Below are 25873 nucleotides of genomic sequence, written 5' to 3'. Positions count from 1 at the left end.
CCAATTCTCAGGATACTATATCACAATTATAAAATGGATTTATAAGCTAGCTACGTGCTGAGCTAAATCTACTAATTTATTAGAATAACCAGCTTCGTTATCATACCAAGAAATAATTTTAAAGAAAGTTGGGCTCAATTCTATTCCTGCACCAGCATCAAAAACACTAGTTTGTGCTTCTCCTACAAAATCTTGAGAAACCACATCTTCTTCAGTATATCCTAAAACACCTGCTAATTCTCCTTCAGAGGCAGCTTTAAATACTTTTTTTATTTCTTCGTAAGAAGTCTCTTTTTTAACTCTTACAGTTAAATCTACTACAGAAACATCTGGAGTAGGAACTCTAAAAGCCATACCAGTTAATTTTCCATTTAATTCTGGAATAACCTTACCAACTGCTTTTGCTGCACCTGTAGATGAAGGAATTATATTTGCCATTGCAGATCTACCTAATCTGTAATTTTTTCTAGACGGAGAGTCTACAACAAATTGAGTAGAAGTACTTGCATGTATAGTAGTCATTAAAGCCTCTTCTATACCAAAATTATCATTTAAAACTTTGGCCACAGGAGCTAAACAGTTTGTTGTACAAGATGCATTAGATACAATTAAATCTGATGCTTTTGCTTCTTTATGGTTTACACCCATTACAAACATTGGTGCATCTGCAGAAGGTGCAGAAATAACCACTTTTTTAGCACCACCATCAATATGCAATTGTGCTTTTTCTAAAGTTGTAAAAATACCAGTACACTCAGCTACAATTTCTGCTCCAGCTGCATCCCATTTAATATCTTTAGGATCGCGTTCTGCAGTAATACGCACAACTTTTCCGTTTACTACTAAATTACCATCATTTACTTCAACAGTACCATCAAACTTTCCGTGAACAGAATCATACTTTAAAAGGTATGCTAAATGTTCTACATCTAATAAATCATTAATTGCAACAACATCTACGTCACCTCTTTTTATTGTTGTTCTGAAAACCAACCTACCTATTCTTCCAAATCCGTTGATTCCTATTTTTAAATTTGACATTTTCTTGCTTTTTGTTATTAATTATGTTGACATTATGTCTGAAACTCTAATGAGTTCTTTATCTATTTTTGTGTGCCCTTTAATTGCTTGGTCTATTGGCGTAAGTATTAGTTTGTTATCTTGTATACCAACCATTAAGTTGCTTTTTCCTTCTAACAATGCTTCTACAGCCCTAACACCCATTCTACTTGCCAATACACGGTCAAAACAAGAAGGTGTTCCTCCACGTTGCATATGACCTAGTACAGATACACGCACATCGTATATTGGTAAATTTTCTTCTACGTATTCTTTAAGTTCAAAAACATTTTTGCCAGTTTTATCTCCTTCTGCTACTATAACAATACTAGAAGATTTACCAGATTTTTTACTTCGTTTTAAAGACTCTAACAAACGCTCTAAACCAAGATTTTCTTCTGGAATTAATATTTCTTCTGCTCCTGCTCCAACACCTGCATTTAGTGCAATATGGCCAACGTCTCTACCCATAACCTCTACAAAGAAAAGCCTGTTATGAGAACTAGCCGTATCTCTAATTTTATCTATAGCGTCTACAACTGTGTTTAAAGCCGTATCAAAACCTAAAGTATAGGTTGTACCAAAAATATCGTTATCTATAGTACCAGGAATACCAATTACAGGAAAGTTGTATTCTTTATTAAATATCATTGCTCCGGTAAAGCTACCATCACCACCAATTACAACAAAAGCATCTATATTGTTAGCCACAAGATTGTCATAAGCTTGCTTACGACCTTCTGCTGTTCTAAAAGAATCTGAACGTGCAGACTTTAATATAGTACCTCCTTTATTAATAATATTATTTACACTACGGGCATCCATTGGTTTAAAGTCTCCTTCAACCATACCTTCATACCCTCTATAAATACCTACACATTCTACTTTTAAATAAGCACAAGTACGTACTACAGATCTAATTGCCGCGTTCATTCCAGGAGAATCTCCACCGGAAGTAAATACTGCTATTTTTTTAATTTTTGATGCCATTTATTAATTTATTGTAGTAAAGCTAGGAAACTTATTTTAATAAATTAGTGCTAATAACCCTAAATTTTGACACAGGTAAAACTTCAAACGTTTTCGTTAATAAGTTTTATCAAAAGCTCTTAAAAATGTGTGATTTTAAACCGAAAAAAAGGATAAAAATGAAGAAAAAAAATATTTCCCTAGGTAGAATTTAAGTATCTGTAATTTTAGTTTTGAGGTTTTTTTGAGTTTTCTTCTACTTTTGGCTCCTCTTCTTTACGTGCTTTATTAGGAAAAATTTTAGTCATTAATTCCTTAAACGTATCAAAATCTACCTGGTAACTTAAACCTACACCTTGGGTATACCCTTGACGCTCTGCTAAAAATTGTTGAATTTCGTTTTCTCTATTAAATACTTTAGCACTTAATGTACCTTTGTCATTTAATATAATTTGCACTTCCATATCACCAGCAACTACAGATTCTCCTACACCACCTACTGGAACACCAAACTTACCATTAAATAGTATTTTTTCTCCAAGTTTTGTAGATACCGTAACACCTACTCTATTTTCTGTTTGTATAGCGTTTGGATTTAGGTTTCCTTGCTCATAAACAATACCTAGGTCTAGATTTTCTCCGTTGCTTTTAAAAACAGAATTTAGTAATCCAGATGCTGTTTGCGTTAAATTACCGCTTAATGCAGTTGCATTTAAACCACTTTCTTCATTTACAAACGTACCTTGCATTAGTAAGTAAAATGCATTGTTTTGTTCAAAATTATGATCTAACAATCTATATTCTAATTCAGATTTTACAATAGAACTGGTACTTGGAAACTCTATATTAAAGTCTACTTCTGGTTTTTCTAACTCCCCTTGTAAACTTACCACAACATCTACAGGTATACGATTTGTATAGTCAGAATTATCTAATAAAGGAGCAGGATTAGCGTCTAAAGAGTAAATAGCACGCATATTAACCTCTGCGTTTAATGGCGAGCCATCCCAAATAATTGTACCACCTGGCTCCACAGTAAATTTACGGTTTATAATACCTCCATATTTGTAATTATATTCACCAGTAGCAACAGCAAATTCGCCATACATATTAAACTTATCATTGGTATTAATTTCCATTAGTATGGTACCACCACCAGTACCTTTTAAAGAACTTTTTGTGCTTGGATCTATTACTATTTCTACTTCGGCTTCTGGTGTAACATCCAAGTCAAACATCAATTCTAAACCTTCATAATTCTGCAACTCTCTTCTTTTGTCTTCTTCGGTTTGCTTGGTAACAAAATTTATAAAACTATAATCGCCTACTGTTGCAACATCACTAAGTGGTATTTTTAATGATGTACCTTTAGCTGTAGCTCCAATAACATCTATATTTAAGGCCTTGGTAGAACCGTAAATTCTTCCTGTACCATTTAAATAGCCTGTACCGTAATACAAACTCTCCTCAGAAAAATCTGTGTTTAAAATTAAAAAACGGTTGTTATTTGTATTTACATTTAGGTCTAAATCCCAAGCAGAAAAATCTTTGTGACTAATTGTACCATCTAATATTGCTGTAGTATTTTTAGCTACATCAGTTAGCTGTATGTTTTCAAAATCAAAAGTTTGTTTGTATAAATTAACTACAGAGTTGTTTGCAAATCCATAATCTACATTTAAATAATCTATTCCTAAACCTGCCTTATTTAGCAGTAATTTACCTGTAATATCCGGGTTACTTAAACGCTCTGTTATTTTAGCTTTTCCGTTAATAACGCCTCTTATATTGGAAAGTATACCTTCTCCTAAATTAGAAAAAGGCTCCATTAAAAAATCATTAAACTCTACATCTAAATCTGCCGTAGGATTACTGTTTTCGTTAGTAATTTTACCTGCAACAACTAACCTATCTTCTCCTTTATTGCGCAAATGTGTTTCTACATCAAAAGAGGTTAAGTCATCATTACCTACAATTTCTACACCCAAGTTACCTAATCTAATGTCGTTAACTGTAAAGTCTGTCATTGTTAAATTACTAGAAGGCAAATATTTACCTTCTTCTTGGTAAATATTTAAGGACCCATTTACCTCTCCTTTAAGTTCTAAGTTTTCTAATGCCGGTGTAATTTTATGTAATGACACATCACTAAACTCCAACAACAAATCTTTGTAAGTAGAGTCTATAACTTTACCACTTAAACGTATTTGTTCATTAGCTTCATTATTAAAAACAATTTCTCTAATATCTATACTATCTAAAGTTCTATTTACTACAACTTTATTTTTTTTATCTCTATTTTTATTTACAATCCACTCGTTACCTTTAAGTACTATAGAAGAACGCTTAAGCCCTATAACAGACCTGTTATTTTTATTAAAGGTGTGGTAAAAGTTTAAATAATATGTATCATCATAACCACGCCCACCAGCAAATTCTGTTCTAAAAAACAGCGTATCATTTAACTTCGTATTAATAAGTTTAAAATTATTAACATCATAAAAACTGGTTGTGGCATCATTTACAGAAATAAACGTATTAAAAAGCGGATTTTTATTATCTATTTTTACGTTAATACTATCAAGCTTATTGCCATAAGCCTCTATCTGTGGAGATTTAAAGGTGAGTTTAAAATCACCTTCATCTGCTACAACTTTACCCCTAATAAATGTGTTAGACCCAAACTTTACTTTTGGAAAAAATACATCTACTATTTTATTGTAAATATTAAACTTAAAATCTACTTTTTGTCCTGATGAAATTTTAAAAGGTCTATAATTAGTATATATGCTCCCAATAGAATTTTGTATTAACTTATCTAACTCGTTTACCTTAAAATTACCTTCTAAATAACCAGTAATAATATCTGGAGAGTTAATAGTTATTTTACGTAGAGAATCTGTCTCAAAATTAGAAGTAACCTCAAAATCCTCAAAGTAATAGGTATCATTTTTATTTTGATAACTGGTTTCTCTAAATTTTATAGCACCAACAATATTATCTAATGTATTACCGGTAATATCCATATTAATATTGCCCTTAAATACAGATACACTATCATTTATAAAGTTTAACGCCTTAAAGTTTGCATAATCTACAGAGGCTATAAAATCAAACGTATTGTTATCTGATGAAAAATCTGCTAAACCTTTAAAATTTAGCTTTAAGTTAGGATCATTACTAAGCAAAGCACCGTCAAAAAACTGCTCTTTTAACGTACCAGATACCACTTTTATATTTTTGTAGACGTAGTTATTAAACTTAATGCTATAAACTTCACCAGTTATTTCTGTGTTCATAGTTTCTGCTACAAACCCATTACCATCTACATTGATATCTACAGTTGCCTTACCTAATGATTTATTTTCTAAAAACTTACCCAAATCAAAATCTATAAGCGATATAAATCCGTGGTAATTAGAATTATCTATATTGTTAATATTAGTTAACTCTACATCTGCATAACTACTACCAATAGCTGTGTTAACATTTACTTTAGCATTAACCAAAGTCTCTGTAATAGCCGTTGTTCCTCTAACCGTGAACTGTCCAAATTTAGAAAAGGACGAAGGCAAAACATTGCCTAATATATTTGGTAATAAAGAGCGTAACTCATAATAACTTGTGGTTACACTTTTCATATCTGCGTTTATAACATACGGTTTGCTTAAGGTAAATAAGTTTTTAAAGTTAAAATCTCCTCTAACACCAGTGTTTTCAGAAAAAAGCATTAATCTTTTTGTTGTAAGGTCATTTAAAACACCGCTAACATTGGCAGACAAGCTAACCTTTTTACCACTACCAAACTCATTGTATAGTATATTAATATCATCTAATGCTACCTCAGAGTCTGCAAAATTGGCATCTATTTGTACTTTATTTATAAAATCTGCAAAGTCTTTACGGTCATAATTAAAGACTAAATTACCTTTTAAATCAGATTCTTTTGTTTTTATCTGCAACGCATCAAACCTCATTTGTGTTCTAGAGTATTTAAATGCTGTGGTTAAGTTTTCTACCCTTGGCCCTCTTCTGCTAGTAAAAGTTAATGTGTTTATTTGTGTAGATACGTCTGGCCCTAAAATTAAAAAATCTGTTGCGCCAATATTTAAATTTTTAAAATCTAATTGTTGTGGTTTTTCTAAGTTTTCATCAATTAACTGAAACCTACTATTACCAATATTTACATTACCTGAAACCATTTTAAAAGGCTTTGCTCCTTCTGCTCTAGGTTTTTTATCATCTAACTTATCTATAAATACCTCTAAATTAGAACTGCTTTCTCCTTTGTATGTTTTTAATTTTAAATGAAGGTTGTCTACATTTATATCTCCAAACTCTAACTGTCCTTTAACTAAATTTTTAATATCTAAGATAGATGTTGTAAGGTCTCCTACATAAAAAAGAGTGTCATTTTTTTCATCTTCTGCATAAATACCCTTTGCAGATGTGTTCCAAGTAATAAAGTTAACTTTTAGCTTATCTATCTTTAAATTTGTTCCAAAGTCTTTATTTATAGTATTTGTAGCGTAATTAGCCAGGCGTGTTTGTACAGATGACAATGAAAAAACAAAAGTCGCTAACAAACAAAGCAGTAATAAAACTAGCAATATTCTTAGTAGTATTTTAAATAGTTTTTTGATAGCTCTTTATGTTTTACCTTTGTTACTTCAATATTTATTCCAAAAATACGTGGAAAAAAACAATATCTATATACTTGCAATAGAATCTTCATGTGATGACACATCTGCAGCCGTTTTACAAAATAGTAAAATGCTTAGTAATGTTGTTGCTACACAAAAGATTCATGAAGAATACGGTGGTGTTGTTCCCGAGTTAGCCTCTAGAGCACACCAACAAAACATTGTACCTGTGGTGCACCAAGCACTAGCCAAGGCAAATATCAACAAAAAAGATTTATCTGCAATAGCTTTTACAAGAGGACCCGGTTTAATGGGGTCTTTGCTAGTTGGTACTTCTTTTGCCAAATCTTTATCTTTAGGGTTAAACATACCTTTAATAGAGGTTAACCATATGCAAGCCCATATACTAGCCCATTTTATTGATAATGAAACAGGTAAAAAACCAAAGTTTCCTTTTATTGGAATGACTATAAGTGGCGGACACACACAAATTGTACTGGTTAAAAGCTATTTTGATATGGAAATCTTGGGTCAAACCTTAGATGATGCTGTTGGTGAAGCCTTTGATAAAAGTGCAAAAATTTTAGGTTTACCATACCCTGGCGGACCTTTAATAGATAAGTATGCACAATTGGGTAACCCAAAAGCATTTCCGTTTCCTAAATCTAAAGTTGGTGGTTTAGACTTTAGTTTTAGTGGATTTAAAACAAGTGTACTTTATTTTATACAAAGAGAAACACAAAAAAACCCCAATTTTATAACTGAAAATTTAAACGACATTTGTGCATCTATACAATACACCATAATAAATGTATTGCTAAGCAAGCTTAAAAAAGCGGTTGCACAAACAGGTGTAAAACAAATTGCTATAGGTGGTGGCGTATCTGCAAATTCTGGCATTAGAAAAATATTGCAAGAAGCAGAACAAAAACACGGTTGGAAAACATTTATTCCGCCTTTTCAATTTTGTACAGATAATGCTGCTATGATTGGTATAGTTGGTTATTTAAAATACAAAGAAGAATTATTTACAACACAAGAAATTACCGCAAAAGCACGTTACGTAATTAACGAATAACAAACAGTAACCAAATTAATATATTTTATGCAATTATTTTATAACAGCACTTTAGACAACAGTATTTCTCAATTTGTTTTTCCTCCAGAAGAAAGCAAGCATATTGTAAAGGTGTTACGTAAGGTAGAAGGAGATGAATTGTACATAACCAATGGTAATGGCTATTTATTTACAGCTAAAATTATGGTTGCTGATGTAAAAAAATGTAAAGCGCAAATTACATCTAAAGAAAAAAAACACAGACCTATGCACTGGTTGCACGTAGCTGTTGCACCAACAAAAATGAACGATAGGTTTGAGTGGTTTTTAGAAAAAGCTACAGAAATTGGTGTAGACGAAATTACACCTATAATTTGCGACCATTCTGAACGTAAAGTACTAAAACTAGAGCGTATGGAAAAAGTATTGCAATCTGCTATGAAACAGTCCTTACAAACATACTTACCTAAATTAAACACTCCTATACCTTACACTAAGTTTGTACAAAAAGAACATAAAGATTTATTGTTTATAGCACATTGCGAAGAAGAAGAAAAAGTAGAGCTTAAAAGAAGGGTAGCTGCAGACAAAGACGTAACTATTTTAATTGGTCCTGAAGGCGATTTTTCTTCTAACGAAATTAAACAAGCTTATGAAAATGGGTTTATTCCTGTATCTTTAGGTAAAAATAGGTTACGTACAGAAACCGCTGCTATAGTAGCCTGTGCTACAGTTGCTATGATTAATAACGGATAGTATTTTAAACATTTTTAAATCATCTTTTACTTGTATGAAAAAAATTGCTCTTTTATACTTTCTTTTATTAAGTACTGTAACAAATAATGTACAGGCTCAGGAAATAGCAATTTTAAAATATAATGGCGGCGGAGATTGGTATGCAAACCCAACTGCGTTACCTAACTTAATACAGTTTTGCAATAAGGAAATAGACACAAAAATAAAACCAAAACCAGCAACTGTAGAAGTTAGCAACATAGGTATTTTTCAATATCCTTTTTTACATATGACAGGACACGGAAACGTTGTTTTTTCTAATGAAGAAGCAGAAAACTTAAAAACCTACTTACTATCTGGTGGTTTTTTACATATTGATGATAATTACGGTATGGAACCGTATATAAGAAAAGAATTAGCTAAATTATTCCCAAATAAAAAACTTGAAGAATTAGGAGTTAACCACCCAATTTTTAATCAGAAATTTAAATTTAAAGACGGTTTACCTAAAATACACGAGCACAACGGAAAAAGACCACAGGCCTTTGGCATAACTCACAATAATAGACTTATATTGCTACTTACATTAGAAAGCGATTTAGGTGACGGTTGGGAAGACCCAGAAGTACATAATGATAGCCCTGATGTTAGACTTAAAGCCTTGCAAATGGGTGCAAATATTATAAAATATGTTTTTAACAACTAAACAGTAAATGAAAGCAAAAACAATAGCAGATGGCATATTACGTGCACTTGGCATTATAGTAGGTATTGTACTATTATGCTTTTTTTTATATAAAATTAGTTCTGTTTTAGTCTATATTTCTATTGCTGCTGTTGCCTCTTTAATTGGTAGGCCTATTGTTTTATTTTTGCGAGATAAATTAAAGTTTAATAACACATTAGCCGTAATTATTACAATGCTTTTTTTAATAGGCATAGTTGGTGGTATAATAGCACTTTTTATACCTCTTATAATACAACAAGGTCACAACTTAGCTTTACTAGACATTAACCAGCTACAAGGAAATATAGAAAACCTATATACTGAAGTGGTAAATTATTTTGGAGTAAGCACAACAGAATTAGAAGAAAACGTAAAATCCTCTAACTTTTTAACCAATGTAGACTTTGCCTTTATTCCAGACTTTTTAAACTCTCTTGTAGGTGTACTTGGTAGCTTAAGTATAGGGCTGTTCTCTGTGTTATTTATTACTTTTTTCTTTTTAAAAGACCGTAAATTATTTAGTGACGGACTTTTAATGCTAACGCCACAAAACAAAGAAGGACGATTTAAAAAATCTATGGACACTATTAGCAGTCTACTATCAAGATATTTTGTTGGACTTGTTTTTCAGATACTAATATTGTTTGTTATTTATACCATTGTTTTGCTAATTGTAGGTATAGAAAATGCTATTGTAATTGCTTTTTTATGCGCTTTATTAAACTTAATACCTTATGTAGGGCCAATAATTGGTGGTGCTTTAATGGTTACACTAACAATGTCCAGCAATTTAGGAGAAAGTTTTAGTGACGTTATTTTACCAAAAACAGGTTATGTAATGATAGGTTTTATTGTAGGCCAACTGGTAGATAACTTTTTTTCACAACCTTTTATCTTTTCAAACAGTGTAAAATCTCATCCATTAGAAATATTTTTAGTTATAATTATTGGCGGATTACTTTTTGGTATTACGGGTATGATTATTGCTGTTCCTGGATACACTGCTATTAAAGTAATTTTAAAAGAGTTTTTTGCAGACAATAAAATTGTAAAATCTATGACTAAAAATTTATAATCTTAAGTTTGAACACTGCTATTTTACATACCCAAGCTCAGGATTTTATTGCTCATAATTTAGATACAGATATTATGTCTGTTTTACTAAAAAAAAACACTATTGCTAATGTTACTAATAAAGAATTAGCAGCACAAATTGAAGCTAAAAATAAATGCAAAGATAAATTACCTACGTGGTTTAAAACGCCTGGTATTTACTATCCAAACAAGCTAAACATAGAACAAACCTCATCAGAAAAAACTGCTAAATACAAAGCCAGTATAGTTCACGGAAACACTTTAATAGACCTTACAGGAGGACTAGGTGTAGACTGTTTCTTTTTTGCCAAAAAAATTACAACAGTTTACCATTGCGAAATTTCTGAAAACGTATCTAAAATAGCTACACACAACTTTAATACACTAGGTGTAAACAACATTAACACCTTTACAGATAATGGCATTGAACACTTAAAAAGTTCAGATATATTTTACGACTGGATTTATATAGACCCATCTAGAAGAAATGAAGCCAAAGGAAAAGTATTTTTTTTAGAAGATTGCTTACCAAATGTACCACAACATTTAGATTTAATTTTTAGCAAAGCTAATAATATACTAATAAAAACATCTCCGCTTTTAGATTTTTCAGTTGGTATAAAGTCATTAAAAAATGTAAAAGAAATACATGTTGTAGCCCTTAATAATGATGTAAAAGAATTGCTCTGGATTTTAGAAAAAGAATATGCAGGAGATATACACATTAAAACAATAAACCTAACTAAAACTGAAGATGCACTTTTTTCTTTTAACTATACAGATGAAAAAGAAATTGTATTAAACTATAGTAAACCTCAACAGTACATTTACGAGCCAAATTCGGCTATTTTAAAAGCAGGAGCTTTTAAAGCTGTTGCTGCACATTACAAATTACATAAATTACATGAACATACACATTTATACACTTCTAACACCTTACTAAATTTTGCAGGCAGATGTTTTAAGGTTGAAAAGCAAATAGCTTTTAACAAAAAGGAAATTCAGCGTTTACAACTAACAAAAGCAAATATTACAACACGTAATTTTCCTGAAAGTGTAGCTAATATTCGTAAAAAGTTTAAAATTAAAGATGGTGGCAACACTTACCTATTTTTTACAACAGACTGCAATAACTCTAAAATTGTATTGCTCTGTAGTAAAATACAATAATATTACTCACCACAGTCCCACTTAAAATTTGCTACTTTTGCATTAGACATTGCAGACAAATTGTAATGCCACCACTCTGTACGTATAGACCAAAATCCGTGCTTTTCCATAGTTTCTTTTAGCAACTTTCTGTTTGCTAAAATTTCTTTAGGTAAATTGGTATTATCATGATATGCTTTTTTACCAAAAAAATCAAAATCTGTTCCCATATCTACTTCTACACCATCTAATGTCTCTAGGGTAATATCTACAGCACCACCTTTGTTATGTATAGACCCTTTTTTAGGGTTTGCTACATATTGCGGGTTTGGTACAATCTTCCACATTTTATATTGCACAGAATTTGGTCTGTAACAATCAAAAAACTTAATACGGTATCCAAGCTTTATAAAATCTGAATTAGCTGCTAAAAGTGCCTTAGCTGTTTTAACGCGAGTATAACACTCAGGACAATCATACACCTTAGCTTTTAAAAAATTATTTGTTGTTGCGTAACGTAAATCATAAGCAAAATCTCCACTATAATCTGCCAAACGTACAAAAGTGGTATCTGCCAAACCAGATAAAGTTTTGTATTTAATCTCTTGCTTAACTGGTGGTACTACAACAGTATCTTTTTTAATAGCGACTGTATCTTTTTCTAATACATTAGTTGCCATTTTGGTTTTATTTTTTTTGCATGCAAAAACAAAACAAATTAGAGAAGCTGCAAGTATGTGTTTAATTTTCATTGTTATTTTTTTTCAAAAACATCTATAGCAAAATTGCCTTTAGATTATAACTCTAAAGGCAATTTAACATTCTTAATTTAAAAGTGAATGATTTATGTAATTAAATTCATATCATCATCCCACTCTGCCATTACATTTCTCTTGCTTTGTTCTACAAACTTAGGCATCCATTCTTTTGGGTAAGATTTTCCGTGCTTATCCAGTACATCTTGTGGCACACCATCCCAAACATTTGGTGTATTTCCCTTATAACCTAGATCTTCTATACCTTCTTTAGATGTATAATAACCTGTAACAGTTAAATTACGCATTAATGAAAAAAAGTTTTGCTCATAAGTTGGCTCTTCTTTATCTGGATAAGCAATAGCATCTAAAATAACTTTTTGCTGCTCTGGTGTAGCTTTTTTAAACTCTACTCCATAATCTTTATTACTTGTATGGTCTAACCACATTAAACCTCCCTTAAGCTGTGTTTGGTATGCAGGTATATCTTTAGCCATAAACTCTATAAAATCTGGAACACCAATATCTGTGGCGCTACCATATTTTTCATTTGCTGGTAAAATTAAAGCACATAATACACCTAAGGTTTCCATTTGGTGTTCATTAAAAAATTGTTCTGCATTTAATTTTGCTATTTGCTCTTTTTCTTCTGGTGTACGTCCAAAATACTTTTCATCTACAACTGCTTCTTCTGTACTAGTTGTATCACTATCTACACCTGGTTTACAACCGTTTAAAGCTAAACCACCGGCTACACCGCCAAGAATAATAGATTTTATACTTTTTCTTCTATCCATAACTTAGATATTTTGCTGTTTAAACTGTTCTACAATATAATCTGACGTTCTCCAAGCCAATGCTAAAATTGTCCAGGTTGGATTTTTATCTGCCTGAGAAACAAACGGACCAGCATCTACAATAAAAACGTTGTCTACATCATGCATTTGTTCATACTTATTTACTACAGACGTTTTTGGATTATCTCCCATACGTGTTGTACCAACCTCATGAATAATTTCACCAGGTTTGTTAAGTCCATAATCTTGCTCTGCAGTTGGTGTATCTCCTAACACTTTACCACCCATATTATGAATTATTTCTTCAAACGTTTCTTGCATATGCTTTGCTTGTTTACGCTCATAATCTGTCCACTCATAATTAAAACGTAATACTGGTATACCATATTCATCTACAGTGGTTGGGTCTATTTCACAGTAATTAGTTTCTTGGGCAATAGACTCTCCTCTACCACCAAAACCTAAGGTAGCACCGTAATACTTTTTTACATCTGCACGCAAGCTGTTGCCATAGCCCCCAACTTTTTCTCCAAAGTATTCATTAAAACCATTAGGGTTAAAACCAAAACCGTAGTTTGGCATACCCATACCTCCCCAAACCTCTATATGGTAACCTCTAGGGAAATCTAATTTTTTATTGTCTAACCACCAAGGAGAATATACATGCATACCACCTACACCGTCTTCGTTATACATTTTACGGTCCATTAATGCCGGTATAAAACCACCTCTACTAGAACCCGTAGAATCATGTAGGTACTTACCAATTAAACCGCTACTATTACCTAAACCTGCTGGGTGTTGTTTACTTTTAGAATTTAAAAGGATACGCGCAGAGCTACAAGCAGAAGCTGCCATAACAACAACCTTACCTTTAAGTCTGTACTCTTTACGGTCTTCTTTATTTATATATAAAACACCTGTAGCTTTACCTTCGTCATTAGTAGTTACTTCTCTAACCATAGAGTTTACAAACAAATCTATTTGTCCGCCATTATTCTGTGCCGGAAAAATTAAGCAACTCCCAGATGAAAAATCTGCATAGTATTGGCATGATCTAGCACACTGCCCGCAATAGACACATACACCACGGTCTTTATTCACTTTTTTAGTAACCATAGACATACGAGCAGGTATTACAGGAACACCAGATTTTTTTGCTCCATCCATGTAATACAATTCATGTAATCTAGGTTTTGGTGCTGGCAAGAAAAACCCGTCTGGCTCATTTACCAAACCTTCTTTAGATCCAAAAACACCAATTAGTTTATCTACTTTATCATAATATGGCTTAACATCATCATAACCAATTGGCCAATTTTCTCCTAAACCATCTACATCTTTATGTTTAAAATCTCTTTCACTAAAACGTAAAGAAATACGTCCCCAGTGGTTGGTTCTACCACCAAGCATTCTAGATCTAAACCAAGCAAATTTAGATCCATTTTTTTGCGTATACGGCTCTCCTTCTATGTTCCATCCACCCAAAGCCATATCAAACTCTCCAAAATCTCTAACGGTATTAGCTCCTCTACGCGGAGACTCATAAGGCCATTTAAATTGGGTTTGTTGTTTTGGGTCTTTGGGATCAAAAAAAGGACCTGCTTCTACTACAGCAACTTTTAGTCCGGCTTCAGACAAAACTTTAGTTGCCATACCTCCACCAGCACCAGAACCAACTATGATAACATCGTACATAGTTGAAGATTCTATTATCTGCATATTATTTTAGTTTAAGTTAATTTGGTTGTTTACAACATTTAGAGCTTCTGTTTATACTCTTATATTGTTTTTTTGTTTGGTATTTTTTAAATAACAGAAGTCACTAATTTAGAATTTTTAATCATAAAAAAATTAAAAAATATGTTAATACAATTAATTAAGAATGATTTTATAGTTAAAAAATAAGAACTATTTACTTGTAATTTAAGCTCGTAAAAACACTATTACAGCAGTAAAAATATCTTTAAAATTACAGGCATACTGCAGTAAACAGATAAACATTTTACCATTTATTTAACAGTATAGCAATAAGGGTTATGCATTTTACCTACGTCTATTACTAAAACTCACAAAAAACTAACAAAATTTTAAAATGAAAAAAATTACAACATTACTCTGTTTATTTCTATGCTTAGGTGTTTATGCCCAGCAACTAGATTTAAACCAGCCGTTACCTGTGAACACCAAATTTAAGAAAGGTGTTTTACCAAATGGTATGACTTATTACATTTACAGTACAGATGTTACCAAAGGCGTAGCCAGTTACTACATTATACAAAATGTGGGCTCTATACTAGAAAACGATAACCAACAAGGTTTAGCTCACTTTTTAGAACATATGGCCTTTAACGGTACAAAAAACTTTGAAGGAAAAGGTATTTTAAACACATTACAAAAACACGGAGCTGTTTTTGGCAGAGATATTAATGCATACACAAGTTTTGATGAGACTGTATATAATATGGACAATATACCTACTAAAAATGGGCTAATTGATACTTGTTTATTGGTATTACATGATTGGTCTAACTACCTATTACTTACAGATGAGGAGATTGATGCAGAACGTGGTGTTATTAAAGAAGAATGGAGAACACGCCAAAATGGTAGAATGAGAATTTTGCAACAATCTTTACCTGTTGTTTTTAACAACTCTAAATACAGCAAAAGGTTGCCTATTGGCTTAATGAATATTGTAGAGAATTTTGAGTACAAAGCCTTAAGAGATTTTTACCATGATTGGTACCGTACAGATTTACAAGCTATTGCTATTGTTGGTGATATTAACGTAAATGAAATTGAACAAAAAATAAAAGATAAATTTTCTAAAATACCAGCTGTTAAAAACCCTAAAGAACGCTTTTATGTAGAAATACATGGAAATAAAGAAATGCTTTATAACATTGCTATGGATGAAGAAGTATCTACAGCAAATATTAGTTTTAGCATTAATCACTCTAAAAAAATTAAAGAGCAAACTATTGGGGACCTTAAAACATCTCTTTTAAGAAATATAGCAACATCTATGGTGTCTACTAGACTTGGTGAAATACAACAACAACCAGATGCTCCTTTTTTAGCCGCAAGAGTTAGGTTTACAGAAAAAGCAAAACTTAATAATGATTTATCTATTGATATTACCCCAAAGCCAGGTAAACAACAAGAAGCTTTTAAAACGGTAATGAATGAGGTTAACAGAGCTTTAAAATTTGGATTTACAGATGGTGAAATAGATCGTATAAAAAAACAATACGCAAACTATTATGAAAATGCTATTAGTAAGGAAGGAGATACACCTCACGGCCAATTAATAAAGTCTATACAAACCAATTACCTATCTAAACAAACCATTACTCCTATTGCAGAAGAATATAAAATTGTACAAGCAATATTTACTTCTTTAACTAAGGAAGATTTTCAGCAGACATTAAAAGCACTTTACACTAAAGAAAATAGAACTTTAAATGTTACTGGTGTTAAAGGTAAAAATAACTTAACTAAAGAAGAAGGGTTAGCTATTATTACAGCCGCAGAAAATAATAAGGAGTTAACAGCGTATACAGATAAGTTTAGCGGTAAAACATTAATATCTGATGTAAATATTACAGCAGGCAGTATTGTAGTTGAAGAAGAAAATAAAGACACAGGAGCTACCATATTTACACTAAGTAATGGTGTTAAGGTGTATTACAAATTTGCAGACAAAAATAAAAACGATGTTAAACTAGTAGCTACAAGCTATGGTGGTACTTCTTTACTAGCTACAGAAGATTTACCTTCTGCAAATATTATGGGGAACATAGTACAAATGTCTGGTTTAGGAGATTTTTCTGCCACAGAATTACCAAAAGTACTTGCTGGTAAAACTGCAAACACAAGTATTAACTTATCAGATTTAACAGAAAGTATTAGTGGCTCATCAACAACTAAAGATGTAGAAACTATGTTACAAATGGTTTATCTACGTTTTGAAAAACCTAGGTTTGATGAAGATGCTTATAAAGTATTACAAGGTAACATTACCAATTTTTTAACAAGAAAAAGTAAAGACATTAACGCTAAAATTAACGATAGTGTTACGGTTACTTTGTACGGTAAAAACAATCCTAAAGTGCGTATTTTGGATGACGCTTATATGAAAGAAGTGTCTTTTAGTAAAATGAAAGATATTTATTTAGACAGATTTAAAAATGCTGCAGATTTTACATTTTTTATAGTTGGTGATGTTAAAAAAGATGCATTAAAACCATTGCTAGCAAAATATATTGCAAGTATTTCTGCCAATACTAGTAAAGAAAATTACAAAGTAGACCCTAAAGTTTGGACAAGCAATGCTATAGACAAGGATATTTTCTTAAAAATGGAAGATGAAAAAGGATCTGTTAGAGTTGGTTACAAAAACGAAATGAAATATAGCTTAAAGAATGCTATTTTAGCAAGCGCCTTAGGAGACATTTTACAATTAAGAATTACAGAAACTGTTAGGGAAGCAGAAGGTGGTGCTTACTCTCCAAGAGCTGGAGCTAGTTTTTCTAAAAGACCAATACCTGAAGGTAGTATAACTGTAAATTTTGATTGTAACCCCGATAAGGTAGATGACTTGTTAGAAATTGTGCATACCGAAATTAAAAAAATAGCTAACGGAGAAATAAATCAAACAGATTTAGACAAAACTTTAACCAACTTCATTAAAGAACGTAAAGAGTCTAAAGACTACAATAGTTATGATATGAGCTTGCTTCAAAATTATGTTTTAGAAGGTTATAATATGAACAATCCAAAGAATTTTGAAAACATTGTAAACTCTATTACTGTTAAAGACATTAAAAAATTTACTAAAACCTTATTAAAAGGCGCAAAAACTTACGAAATTGCGTTTAAACCTAAACAATAACAACTTATGAAAAAATCAATTTATGTACTTGGTATAGCTATAATAAGCTTAGCCTCTTGTAAAACAGAATCTACACCAGTAGATTATGCAGTTATTACAGGAAAAATTAACAACGCTAGTACTACAGAATTAATTATTGCTAGTTTTAACGACCGAAAAGCAATAGATACCGTAGCCATAGCTGCAGATGGTACCTTTACAGATACAATTGTAAATGCAAAAGGACATTACGCCATAGTTAATGATAAAAACAGAGCCGATATTTATTTAGAAGAAGGTTTTAATATTGCTTTTAATGCAGATGCTACAGATTTTAATAAAAGTATAGTTATTACCGGAAACGGTGCTGTAGAAAACAACTTTTTTACTGCTAAAAAAGAGAAAGAAAATAGTTTTAGAAATGGAACAAATCCTTATACATTAGATGAAGCTGCATTTAAGGAAGAAATGCTTTCTCAAAAAAATGCTCTAAATGCAATAGTAGATACCACAGAGGGTTTAACAGAAGAGTTTAAAAAAGAGCAGAAAAATGATAACAATTACAATTATTTAGTAAGCTTATCTAATTTTGAAAGATACCATCAACATTATGCTAAAAAACCAGAGTTTAAGGTTTCTGAAAACTTTTTAGCAGAATTAGATGCTGTTGATATTAATAATGAAAATGACTTTAGCAAATCTAGCGCATACAAATCTTTAGTAGCAACGCACTACGGAAAAATTGCAGCAAAAAAAGCTGAAAAAGATTCTATTTCTTATGACTTGGCCATGCTTAAAACTGTTGCGCCCATAAAATCTGAGACTATTAGAAATAGCCTATTAAAAGATGCTATTTTTGGTATTACAGTAACAGACAATTTAGAAGAATACTACAATACTTTTATATCTGCTTCTACAGATGAAGAACAGAACAAAACAGTAAAAGATTATTACACTAAATTAAAAGCAGTAGAAAAAGGCAATCCTTCTCCTAAGTTTATTGGTTATGAAAACCACGCTGGTGGTAAAACTTCTTTAGAGGATTTAAAAGGTAAATATGTGTATATAGATGTTTGGGCTACTTGGTGCGGACCGTGTATAGCAGAAATACCTGCTTTAAAAGAAACAGAAAAAGCATACCATAACAAAAACATAGAGTTTGTTAGTATCTCTGTAGACAGGCCAGATGCTTATAATAAATGGAAACAAATGGTTGTAGATAAAGAATTAGGCGGTGTACAACTAATTGCAGATAATAATTTTGAATCTGATTTTATACAAGACTATGTTATACAAGGTATTCCTAAATTTATATTATTAGATACAGAAGGTAATATTGTAAATGCAAATGCTCCTAGACCATCTGACCCTAAATTAAAAGAAGTTTTAAATAGCCTGTTATAATACAGTAAACTATACAATTTAAAATATAAAAATCATCTTGGTAATTTATCAAGATGATTTTTTTTGTCCAATATTTTTATTTTATTGTCACCCAATCTACGTGTAATCTACTCATATATTAAGAAAGCGTAAACTTAACTTTAAAATATTAACCAAATTTAACAACATTAAAGTAAGGGTTCTTTGTTATTTTTACGTCTTATATTATATATCCATAAATATTATATTTTGAATAAACGTACTTTTTATTTCCTACTAGTTATTTTTACTACTCTTTTTAGTAATGTAAAAGCACAGATACTAGATCCTGTTAGTTGGTCTACATCTGTAGAAAAAATTTCTGATACAGAATATGATTTAGTCATGAAAGCAACTATAGACGCTTCATGGCATTTATATTCTCAGCATTTAGATGAAGGCGGACCAGTTGCTACTGAATTTACTTTTGTTGAAAGTGAGGATTATATATTAGTAGACTCACCATCTGAAGAAGAAGGGCATTCTGCTCCAGAACCTGCTTTTGATAATATGATGGTAAAATATTTTGAGAACTCTGCAACCTTTAAACAACGTATTAAGGTTTTAAATAAAGAGCTATCTATAATAAAAGGCGAGGTAAATTATATGGTATGTAATGACACACAATGTCTCCCTCCTACTTTTAAGGATATAGAGTTTAAATTTACATCAGATAAAACTGCCGCTAAACTAGCTAATAATGCAGACTCAACTTCAGATAAAAACTCTAAAAATAAAGAAGATAAAAAAGGATTATTTTCCATTTTCATTATTGCATTTTTATCTGGTTTTGCAGCCTTACTAACTCCTTGTGTATTTCCTATGATACCAATGACGGTGAGCTTCTTTACAAAACAAAGTAAAACTAAAGCTAAAGGTGTACGAAATGCAATAATATATGGTATATCTATTATTGTAATATACCTATTATTAGGTATTATAGTCAGTGCTGTGTTTGGTGCAGATGCTTTAAACGCATTATCTACAAATGTATGGTTTAACTTAATCTTTTTTGTACTATTATTAATTTTTGCTGCATCCTTCTTAGGTGCTTTTGAAATTATGCTACCAAATTCTTGGGCTAATAAAGTAGACAAACAAGCAGACCGTGGTGGTTTGGTTGGTATATTTTTTATGGCATTAGCTTTAGCTATAGTATCTTTCTCTTGTACAGGACCAATTGTTGGTACCTTATTAGTGCAAGCTGCTTCTGGCGGTAGCCAAATAGGCCCAATTGTAGGTATGTTTGGTTTCTCTTTAGCAATTGCTCTTCCATTTGCTTTATTTGCAGCATTCCCAGGTTGGTTAAATTCTTTACCTAAATCTGGCGGATGGTTAAACTCTGTAAAAGTTGTTTTAGGATTCTTAGAACTTGCTTTAGCATTTAAATTCTTATCTAATGCAGATATGGTTTTACAAATGCACTTACTAGAACGCGAAGTATTTATAGCAATATGGATTGCTGTTTTTGGAGCATTAACACTATACTTATTTGGTAAATTACAACTACCGCATGATTCGCCGTTAAAACATATTTCTGTAGGCAGATTAAGTTTAGGTTTAGTAACATTAACATTTACATTATATATGATTCCTGGTTTATGGGGAGCTCCATTAAACTTAATTAGTGCTTTTCCTCCGCCACAGCATTATAGTGAGTCTCCTTATGGTGTTGGTAATATGCAAACTGGTGGTGGTACAGCTACTCATACTCAAGAAGTACCAGAAGGTGCACATTTAATGGCACCACATAACATACTTGCTTTTAACGACTATGAAAAAGGGTTAGCTTACGCTAAAAAAGTAAACAAACCTGTTATGATAGATTTTACAGGTCACGCTTGTGTTAACTGTAGAAAAATGGAACAAAACGTTTGGGTAAAAGACAATGTTTTAAATGTGTTAAAGAATGATGTTGTTTTAATTTCTTTATATGTTGATGAAAAAATTAAGTTTGAAGGAGAAGCTCCTGACTCTAAATTACGTCCAGGTAAAAAGCTCCGCTATACAGGGCAACAATGGAGTGAGTTACAACAAATACGTTATGGCACTAATGCACAGCCATACTATGTGCTTATTGGCCATGATGAAGAAAACTTAAATGAACCCGTTGCTTACACACCAGATGTAACCGAGTATCACAATTGGTTAAAAGAAGGTGTATCTAACTTTAAAAATAAATAATATGGTATGCAATTTGTATACTAACTAACAACTTAAAAAATTTACAATGAAAAAATATTTTTTAGCAATTGTTGTATTAGCAATAAGTATTAGCTCATACGGACAAATATTAGAACCAGTTACTTGGAAAACATCAGTAAAAAAAATATCTACCACAGAGTATGATTTAGTTGCTACAGCTACTATAGATGATGGTTGGCACCTATACTCACAAGTAGTACCAGAAGGCGGACCAATAGCTACGGCTTTCATTTTTGAAACAGGAGAGAACTATACAATAGCTGGCAAAACTAAAGAAGGTAAAGGACATACTGTAGATGACCCAGTTTTTAATATGAAAATTACCTATTTTGAAAAAAAAGCTAGTTTTACACAACGTATTAAATTAACTAAACCAGGTAAAACTACTGTTGTAGCTGAAGTAGAGTTTATGGTTTGTGACGACTCTAGATGCTTGCCTCCTACTTACGTAGATTTGGATTTTAAAATAGAATAAGAATACCGCATTATTAAAAAAAGAGAGTTACCTAAAAGTAACTCTCTTTTTTTTTACTAAAACTAAAATAGTTAGCTAAAACACTAACCATCATTTGCTACGGTCTTAATTTTTATTAAATTTGTCTTTATACTAATTTTTATAGCATTTTAATTTATGGGAAGAGCGTTTGAGTTTAGAAAGGCACGTAAAATGAAGCGTTGGTCTGCAATGTCTAAAGCATTTACTCGTATAGGTAAAGACATAGTAATGGCTGTTAAAGAAGGAGGTCCAGATCCTGACTCTAATGCGCGCTTAAGAGCTGTTATTCAAAACGCAAAGTCCGTAAATATGCCTAAAGATAACGTGGAGCGCGCTATTAAAAGAGCTTCGGACAAAAGTTTAGGAGACTTTAAAGAGGTACTTTTTGAAGGTTATGCACCTCACGGTATTGCAATTTTAGTAGAAACTGCTACGGACAATAACACCAGAACAGTAGCCAATGTACGTAGCTACTTTAATAAATGTAATGGTAGCTTAGGAACATCTGGTTCTGTAGAGTTTATGTTTGACCATACTTGTAATTTTAGAATTCCTGCAGAAGGCATAGACCCAGAAGAATTAGAACTAGAATTAATAGATTTTGGAGCAGAAGAAGTGTTTGTAGATGATGATGGTATTTTAATTTATGCTCCTTTTGAAAGCTTTGGTGCATTACAAAAAGAATTAGAATCTAGAGGTATTGAAATTTTATCATCTGGTTTTGAACGTATACCACAAGTTACAAAGGAACTAGAAAATGAAGAGCACGTTGCCGAGGTAGAAAAATTATTAGAAAAATTAGAAGAGGATGATGACGTACAAAACGTTTATCATTCTATGAAAGAATAGTTTTTTATTACAATAAATATAAATAAAGCCCTTAAATTTTCTTTAAGGGCTTTATTTATATTTAACAGTAAAAGTAACTACATATTTTTTTTAACCCTACCTTCTACTCCTTTAAAAAAAGCTTCGTAGGTTTTAAAATCTAATTCTGTATTATCTGTAGTACTTAGAGCTTCAGATATTTTTATTTCTTTTTTACCATAATCAAATGCAACCATAACCACAGGTACATTAGCTTGTTTTGCAATGTAATAAAACCCAGTTTTCCATTTAGAAACTTTACTACGAGTACCCTCTGGCGCTAGGGTTAAGTGTATTTTGCTAGTACTTTTTATTAATTCTGTACAAGCATCCACAAAGTTGTTGCTTTTAGTACGATCTATAGGCATACCACCTTGCCACCTAAAATACCAGCCAAAAGGCCATTTAAACAAACTCTTTTTACCAACAAAATTAAACTCTTCATTAAGCACTCTTCTAATGAGTAAGCCTAAAAAAAAATCTAAGTTACTTGTGTGCGGCACAACTATTACAACACATTTATCTATTTTAGGAAAGGCTCCATTTAAAGTCCATCCCATTATTTTAAAATATATAAATTTAGCTATCGCATGCATCATCTCTCTATTTCATTAAAAATTTATAACTATTGTACAGCAAAAATACGTTACTCGTTATCTAATCTGTAAACAAAATGCATTTTTTTATCAATTAAAGATTTAGGAAGGTTTTTAAATACCATATTCCTAATTTTAGAACCAAAACCTAAATGTGCAACTTTACCCGTAATCCAAGACTGGTTTACAATAGAGTTTACTTTTTTATACCTTACCTTCTGAAATTCTTTAAAAGGACTATCTGTAGTATTTGTTGTAATAATTTTAGATAAAAAATAAGCATCTTCTATAGCTTGTGCACCACCTTGCCCCATATTTGGTGTTGTAGCATGAGCAGCATCACCCAACAAACAAACCCTATTTGTATGCCATTTTTTAATTGGTTTAAGGTCTATAATATCATTTCTAAGTATAGCATCTATATTAGTATTTGCAATTAAATCTGTAACCACATTTGCATAGTTATTATACTCCTTGAGCAAGTCTTCCTTTAAAGTTTTTCTATTATCTGTTAAAAAAGGTTTGCTATTAGCTACTGCAAACCATGATGTTTTATCTGTAGACAGTTTAGATATTCCAAATCTGGTTTGCTTACCCCACATTTCTATACCTCGATGATTATAATCTTCTGGTAGTATAAAATTTGTTACACCGCGCCAACACGTTTGTCCGCTATACCTAATTTTACTTTCTGGAAACAGTTGTTTTCGTACTACAGAGTTTATACCATCTGCTGCAATTAGGTAACTTACATTAGCTGTAGTAGCATCTAAAAACTGAAGTTCTATTCCTTCTTTAGTTTCTGTGTAACTCTTTAAACCCTTTCCCCAGCTAATATTAGAACTAGCTACATTGTTAGCCAATACTTTTTGCAATTCTGCCCTATGTATGGCAACGGTAGAATATCCATACTCCTGTTTAGCTTCATCCTGTCTACTGTCTGTAAGTGGTTTTAAATCTGCTGTTGCTATTGTTATACGATCTATAGAGTTACCTGTATCTTTAATCTGATCTAGAATACCCAACCACTCATACACTTTTAGTGCATTTGGAGCCAACCATATTCCTGCTCCAATAGCATTAATATCTTCAGCTTTTTCATATAAATGGTATGGTATATTTAACTTTTCAAAAGCCAAAGCCGTTGTTAAACCTCCAATACCAGCACCTATTATAGCGTACATTTTATTTTATTTATAGTTATTTATAAAATTACTACAAAAAAAGCCGAAAGCGTATGTACACTTTCGGCTTTTTTAAAATTATATAAAGTCTATTATATTTTAGCGTAAATAGATCTTAATTTCTCTGGAGTTGCAGTTTTTTTCCAATCTTTACCTAAAGCGTTTTCCCAAAGTGGTTCTAAACTTAAAGCAACATTAATCATAGTTGTAAACTCCTCTTCCGTAAGGTCTTTACATATACCTGTTGGCAACGTAATATTATGTTTTTCCATCATTTTATAAAACAATTTTACACCTTCTGGGTAAAATTCCTCTAAATGATTAAACACCAAACAGTTTCCTATACCGTGTTTTACTCCTAATAGGTATGATAGTCCATAACTTAACGCATGTGCAACACCCACCTGCGAGTAAGCAATGCTCATACCACCGTGCCAAGATGCCATCATTAACTTGTCTCTAGACTCGTCTTCTGGAATATCTTTTAAATACACATCATTACATAGTTCCATAGCTTTTTCACCATAACTTTGGCTAAAAGCATTTAAAAAAGTCCCTTCTAAAGACTCTACACAATGAATATAACAATCCATACCTGTATAAAACCATTGGTCTTTTGGAACACCTTGTGTTAAATCTGGATCTAATACAACCTGATCAAAAGGAGTATAATCTGAGTTTATGCCTAGCTTACGCTCTGGACCTAGTAATACAGTTGTTCTAGACACTTCTGCACCGGTACCACTAATGGTAGGTACACCTACGTGATAAATAGCTGGATTTTTAACTAAATCCCATCCTTGGTATTCTGCAGAACTACCTGGGTTAGTTAACATAATTGCAACAGCCTTAGCCATATCTAATAATGTACCACCACCAATACCAATAATACCAGAAGGCAACTCATTATAATCGGCTTTAATTTGTTCTACTAAAGCATCTACTTGGTATGTTTTTGGTTCAAATTCTGATGAAACAAAAATAGTTTTATCATTCTCTACCAAAGGTATTCTGGTAGCTAATTCTTTTCCTTTAAAAACATCATCAATTAAAAAAATAAAAGGTGCGTTAGCACTTTTACGCTTTAACTTTAATATGTCTCCTATTTGGCTAAAACTACCGTTCCCAAAAATTACTCTAGGTACCATTGGGAAGTTTCTATATGTCGTCATAGTATTATATCTATTATGTATGATAAGACAAATTTAAGCAAACCTGTCTTGTTATATGAATTTCTTTTT

At 31.7% G+C, this 25873-nt stretch carries 19 protein-coding genes; 10 read left to right on the top strand and 9 right to left on the bottom strand.

Features of this window, described 5'->3' with window-relative positions; translation table 11 throughout:
• Positions 1-39 precede the first annotated feature (39 nt).
• From gap to PBN93_RS13005, 3 genes are all read right to left on the bottom strand, one after another.
• Positions 40-1041, bottom strand: a complete 1002-nt coding sequence (gene gap, locus PBN93_RS13015; RefSeq protein WP_077402401.1) for a type I glyceraldehyde-3-phosphate dehydrogenase — start codon at positions 1039-1041, stop codon at positions 40-42.
• A gap of 21 nt (positions 1042-1062) precedes the next feature.
• A complete protein-coding gene (pfkA, locus tag PBN93_RS13010) occupies positions 1063-2049 on the bottom strand; it encodes a 6-phosphofructokinase (protein WP_077402398.1) in 987 nt (328 codons plus the stop codon).
• Positions 2050-2255: 206 nt separating this feature from the next.
• Positions 2256-6638 (bottom strand): translocation/assembly module TamB domain-containing protein, encoded by a 4383-nt coding sequence (locus PBN93_RS13005; protein WP_456298760.1) that lies wholly within the window; start codon positions 6636-6638, stop codon positions 2256-2258.
• Positions 6639-6720: 82 nt separating this feature from the next.
• Here PBN93_RS13005 and tsaD point away from each other — a divergent pair, with 82 nt between their 5' ends.
• The 5 genes from tsaD to PBN93_RS12980 are packed head-to-tail and all read left to right on the top strand — an operon-like array spanning position 6721 to position 11455.
• The gene (gene tsaD / locus PBN93_RS13000) at positions 6721-7749 is read left to right on the top strand and encodes a tRNA (adenosine(37)-N6)-threonylcarbamoyltransferase complex transferase subunit TsaD (RefSeq protein WP_077402391.1); all 1029 of its coding nucleotides are present in this window, start codon (positions 6721-6723) and stop codon (positions 7747-7749) included.
• 27 nt (positions 7750-7776) lie between these two features.
• Positions 7777-8484 (top strand): 16S rRNA (uracil(1498)-N(3))-methyltransferase, encoded by a 708-nt coding sequence (locus PBN93_RS12995; protein ID WP_077402388.1) that lies wholly within the window; start codon positions 7777-7779, stop codon positions 8482-8484.
• Between the two features lie 34 nt (positions 8485-8518).
• Entirely contained in the window at positions 8519-9169 is a 651-nt protein-coding gene (locus tag PBN93_RS12990; protein WP_077402385.1) for a DUF4159 domain-containing protein, read from the top strand.
• Between the two features lie 7 nt (positions 9170-9176).
• Complete coding sequence (locus tag PBN93_RS12985; RefSeq protein ID WP_077402382.1) at positions 9177-10265, top strand: AI-2E family transporter; 1089 nt, start codon at positions 9177-9179, stop codon at positions 10263-10265.
• A gap of 8 nt (positions 10266-10273) precedes the next feature.
• On the top strand, positions 10274-11455 hold the full coding sequence (locus PBN93_RS12980) for a THUMP-like domain-containing protein (protein ID WP_077402379.1): 1182 nt from the start codon (positions 10274-10276) through the stop codon (positions 11453-11455).
• Between the two features lie 2 nt (positions 11456-11457).
• Here PBN93_RS12980 and PBN93_RS12975 read toward each other — a convergent pair whose 3' ends face one another.
• The 3 genes from PBN93_RS12975 to PBN93_RS12965 all read right to left on the bottom strand — a co-directional run bounded on the left by PBN93_RS12975 (position 11458) and on the right by PBN93_RS12965 (position 14708).
• Positions 11458-12186, bottom strand: coding sequence for a M15 family metallopeptidase (locus tag PBN93_RS12975; protein WP_077402376.1), 729 nt, complete (start codon positions 12184-12186; stop codon positions 11458-11460).
• A gap of 92 nt (positions 12187-12278) precedes the next feature.
• The gene (locus tag PBN93_RS12970) at positions 12279-12986 is read right to left on the bottom strand and encodes a gluconate 2-dehydrogenase subunit 3 family protein (protein ID WP_077402373.1); all 708 of its coding nucleotides are present in this window, start codon (positions 12984-12986) and stop codon (positions 12279-12281) included.
• A 3-nt stretch (positions 12987-12989) separates the two neighbouring features.
• Positions 12990-14708, bottom strand: coding sequence for a GMC family oxidoreductase (locus tag PBN93_RS12965; RefSeq protein ID WP_077402370.1), 1719 nt, complete (start codon positions 14706-14708; stop codon positions 12990-12992).
• A 373-nt stretch (positions 14709-15081) separates the two neighbouring features.
• Between PBN93_RS12965 and PBN93_RS12960 the strand changes: the two genes are divergently transcribed.
• The 5 genes from PBN93_RS12960 (at position 15082) to PBN93_RS12940 (ending at position 22834) form a co-directional block, all read left to right on the top strand.
• Positions 15082-17883 (top strand): M16 family metallopeptidase, encoded by a 2802-nt coding sequence (locus PBN93_RS12960; protein ID WP_271080831.1) that lies wholly within the window; start codon positions 15082-15084, stop codon positions 17881-17883.
• 6 nt (positions 17884-17889) lie between these two features.
• Complete coding sequence (locus PBN93_RS12955; protein WP_271080830.1) at positions 17890-19266, top strand: TlpA family protein disulfide reductase; 1377 nt, start codon at positions 17890-17892, stop codon at positions 19264-19266.
• Between the two features lie 228 nt (positions 19267-19494).
• The gene (locus tag PBN93_RS12950) at positions 19495-21468 is read left to right on the top strand and encodes a protein-disulfide reductase DsbD family protein (RefSeq protein ID WP_408612179.1); all 1974 of its coding nucleotides are present in this window, start codon (positions 19495-19497) and stop codon (positions 21466-21468) included.
• Between the two features lie 46 nt (positions 21469-21514).
• On the top strand, positions 21515-21964 hold the full coding sequence (locus PBN93_RS12945) for a protein-disulfide reductase DsbD domain-containing protein (protein WP_271080829.1): 450 nt from the start codon (positions 21515-21517) through the stop codon (positions 21962-21964).
• Between the two features lie 156 nt (positions 21965-22120).
• Positions 22121-22834 carry a YebC/PmpR family DNA-binding transcriptional regulator gene (locus PBN93_RS12940; RefSeq protein WP_013622143.1) on the top strand — a complete coding sequence of 238 codons (714 nt, stop codon included), beginning with the start codon at positions 22121-22123 and terminating at the stop codon, positions 22832-22834.
• Between the two features lie 77 nt (positions 22835-22911).
• Here the strand turns inward: PBN93_RS12940 and PBN93_RS12935 are convergent, their stop codons facing one another.
• The 3 genes from PBN93_RS12935 to PBN93_RS12925 all read right to left on the bottom strand — a co-directional run bounded on the left by PBN93_RS12935 (position 22912) and on the right by PBN93_RS12925 (position 25804).
• On the bottom strand, positions 22912-23448 hold the full coding sequence (locus PBN93_RS12935) for a 1-acyl-sn-glycerol-3-phosphate acyltransferase (RefSeq protein WP_171974508.1): 537 nt from the start codon (positions 23446-23448) through the stop codon (positions 22912-22914).
• A gap of 50 nt (positions 23449-23498) precedes the next feature.
• Positions 23499-24632: an FAD-dependent monooxygenase gene (locus PBN93_RS12930; protein WP_271080828.1), complete on the bottom strand. Its 1134-nt coding sequence runs from the start codon at positions 24630-24632 to the stop codon at positions 23499-23501.
• 92 nt (positions 24633-24724) lie between these two features.
• Positions 24725-25804: an iron-containing alcohol dehydrogenase family protein gene (locus PBN93_RS12925; RefSeq protein ID WP_271080827.1), complete on the bottom strand. Its 1080-nt coding sequence runs from the start codon at positions 25802-25804 to the stop codon at positions 24725-24727.
• Positions 25805-25873: the final 69 nt, after the last annotated feature.

The organism is Cellulophaga omnivescoria (assembly GCF_027915275.1).
GTDB classification, from domain to species: domain Bacteria; phylum Bacteroidota; class Bacteroidia; order Flavobacteriales; family Flavobacteriaceae; genus Cellulophaga; species Cellulophaga omnivescoria.
Note: the sequence above shows the minus strand (reverse complement) of the source record. Positions and strands in the feature narration are given on the sequence as shown.

Bases quoted from the DNA above. Each gene is read 5' to 3' on its own strand.
- PBN93_RS12930 (WP_271080828.1), bottom strand. From the start codon at position 24,632: ATGTACGCTATAATAGGTGCTGGTATTGGAGGTTTAACAACGGCTTTG.
- PBN93_RS12945 (WP_271080829.1), top strand. From the start codon at position 21,515: ATGAAAAAATATTTTTTAGCAATTGTTGTATTAGCAATAAGTATTAGC.
- PBN93_RS12955 (WP_271080830.1), top strand. From the start codon at position 17,890: ATGAAAAAATCAATTTATGTACTTGGTATAGCTATAATAAGCTTAGCC.
- pfkA (WP_077402398.1), bottom strand. From the start codon at position 2,049: ATGGCATCAAAAATTAAAAAAATAGCAGTATTTACTTCCGGTGGAGAT.
- PBN93_RS12925 (WP_271080827.1), bottom strand. From the start codon at position 25,804: ATGACGACATATAGAAACTTCCCAATGGTACCTAGAGTAATTTTTGGG.
- PBN93_RS12995 (WP_077402388.1), top strand. From the start codon at position 7,777: ATGCAATTATTTTATAACAGCACTTTAGACAACAGTATTTCTCAATTT.
- PBN93_RS12960 (WP_271080831.1), top strand. From the start codon at position 15,082: ATGAAAAAAATTACAACATTACTCTGTTTATTTCTATGCTTAGGTGTT.
- PBN93_RS12965 (WP_077402370.1), bottom strand. From the start codon at position 14,708: ATGCAGATAATAGAATCTTCAACTATGTACGATGTTATCATAGTTGGT.
- PBN93_RS12935 (WP_171974508.1), bottom strand. From the start codon at position 23,448: ATGCATGCGATAGCTAAATTTATATATTTTAAAATAATGGGATGGACT.
- PBN93_RS12985 (WP_077402382.1), top strand. From the start codon at position 9,177: ATGAAAGCAAAAACAATAGCAGATGGCATATTACGTGCACTTGGCATT.
- PBN93_RS12975 (WP_077402376.1), bottom strand. From the start codon at position 12,186: ATGAAAATTAAACACATACTTGCAGCTTCTCTAATTTGTTTTGTTTTT.
- gap (WP_077402401.1), bottom strand. From the start codon at position 1,041: ATGTCAAATTTAAAAATAGGAATCAACGGATTTGGAAGAATAGGTAGG.
- PBN93_RS12940 (WP_013622143.1), top strand. From the start codon at position 22,121: ATGGGAAGAGCGTTTGAGTTTAGAAAGGCACGTAAAATGAAGCGTTGG.
- PBN93_RS12990 (WP_077402385.1), top strand. From the start codon at position 8,519: ATGAAAAAAATTGCTCTTTTATACTTTCTTTTATTAAGTACTGTAACA.
- PBN93_RS12970 (WP_077402373.1), bottom strand. From the start codon at position 12,986: ATGGATAGAAGAAAAAGTATAAAATCTATTATTCTTGGCGGTGTAGCC.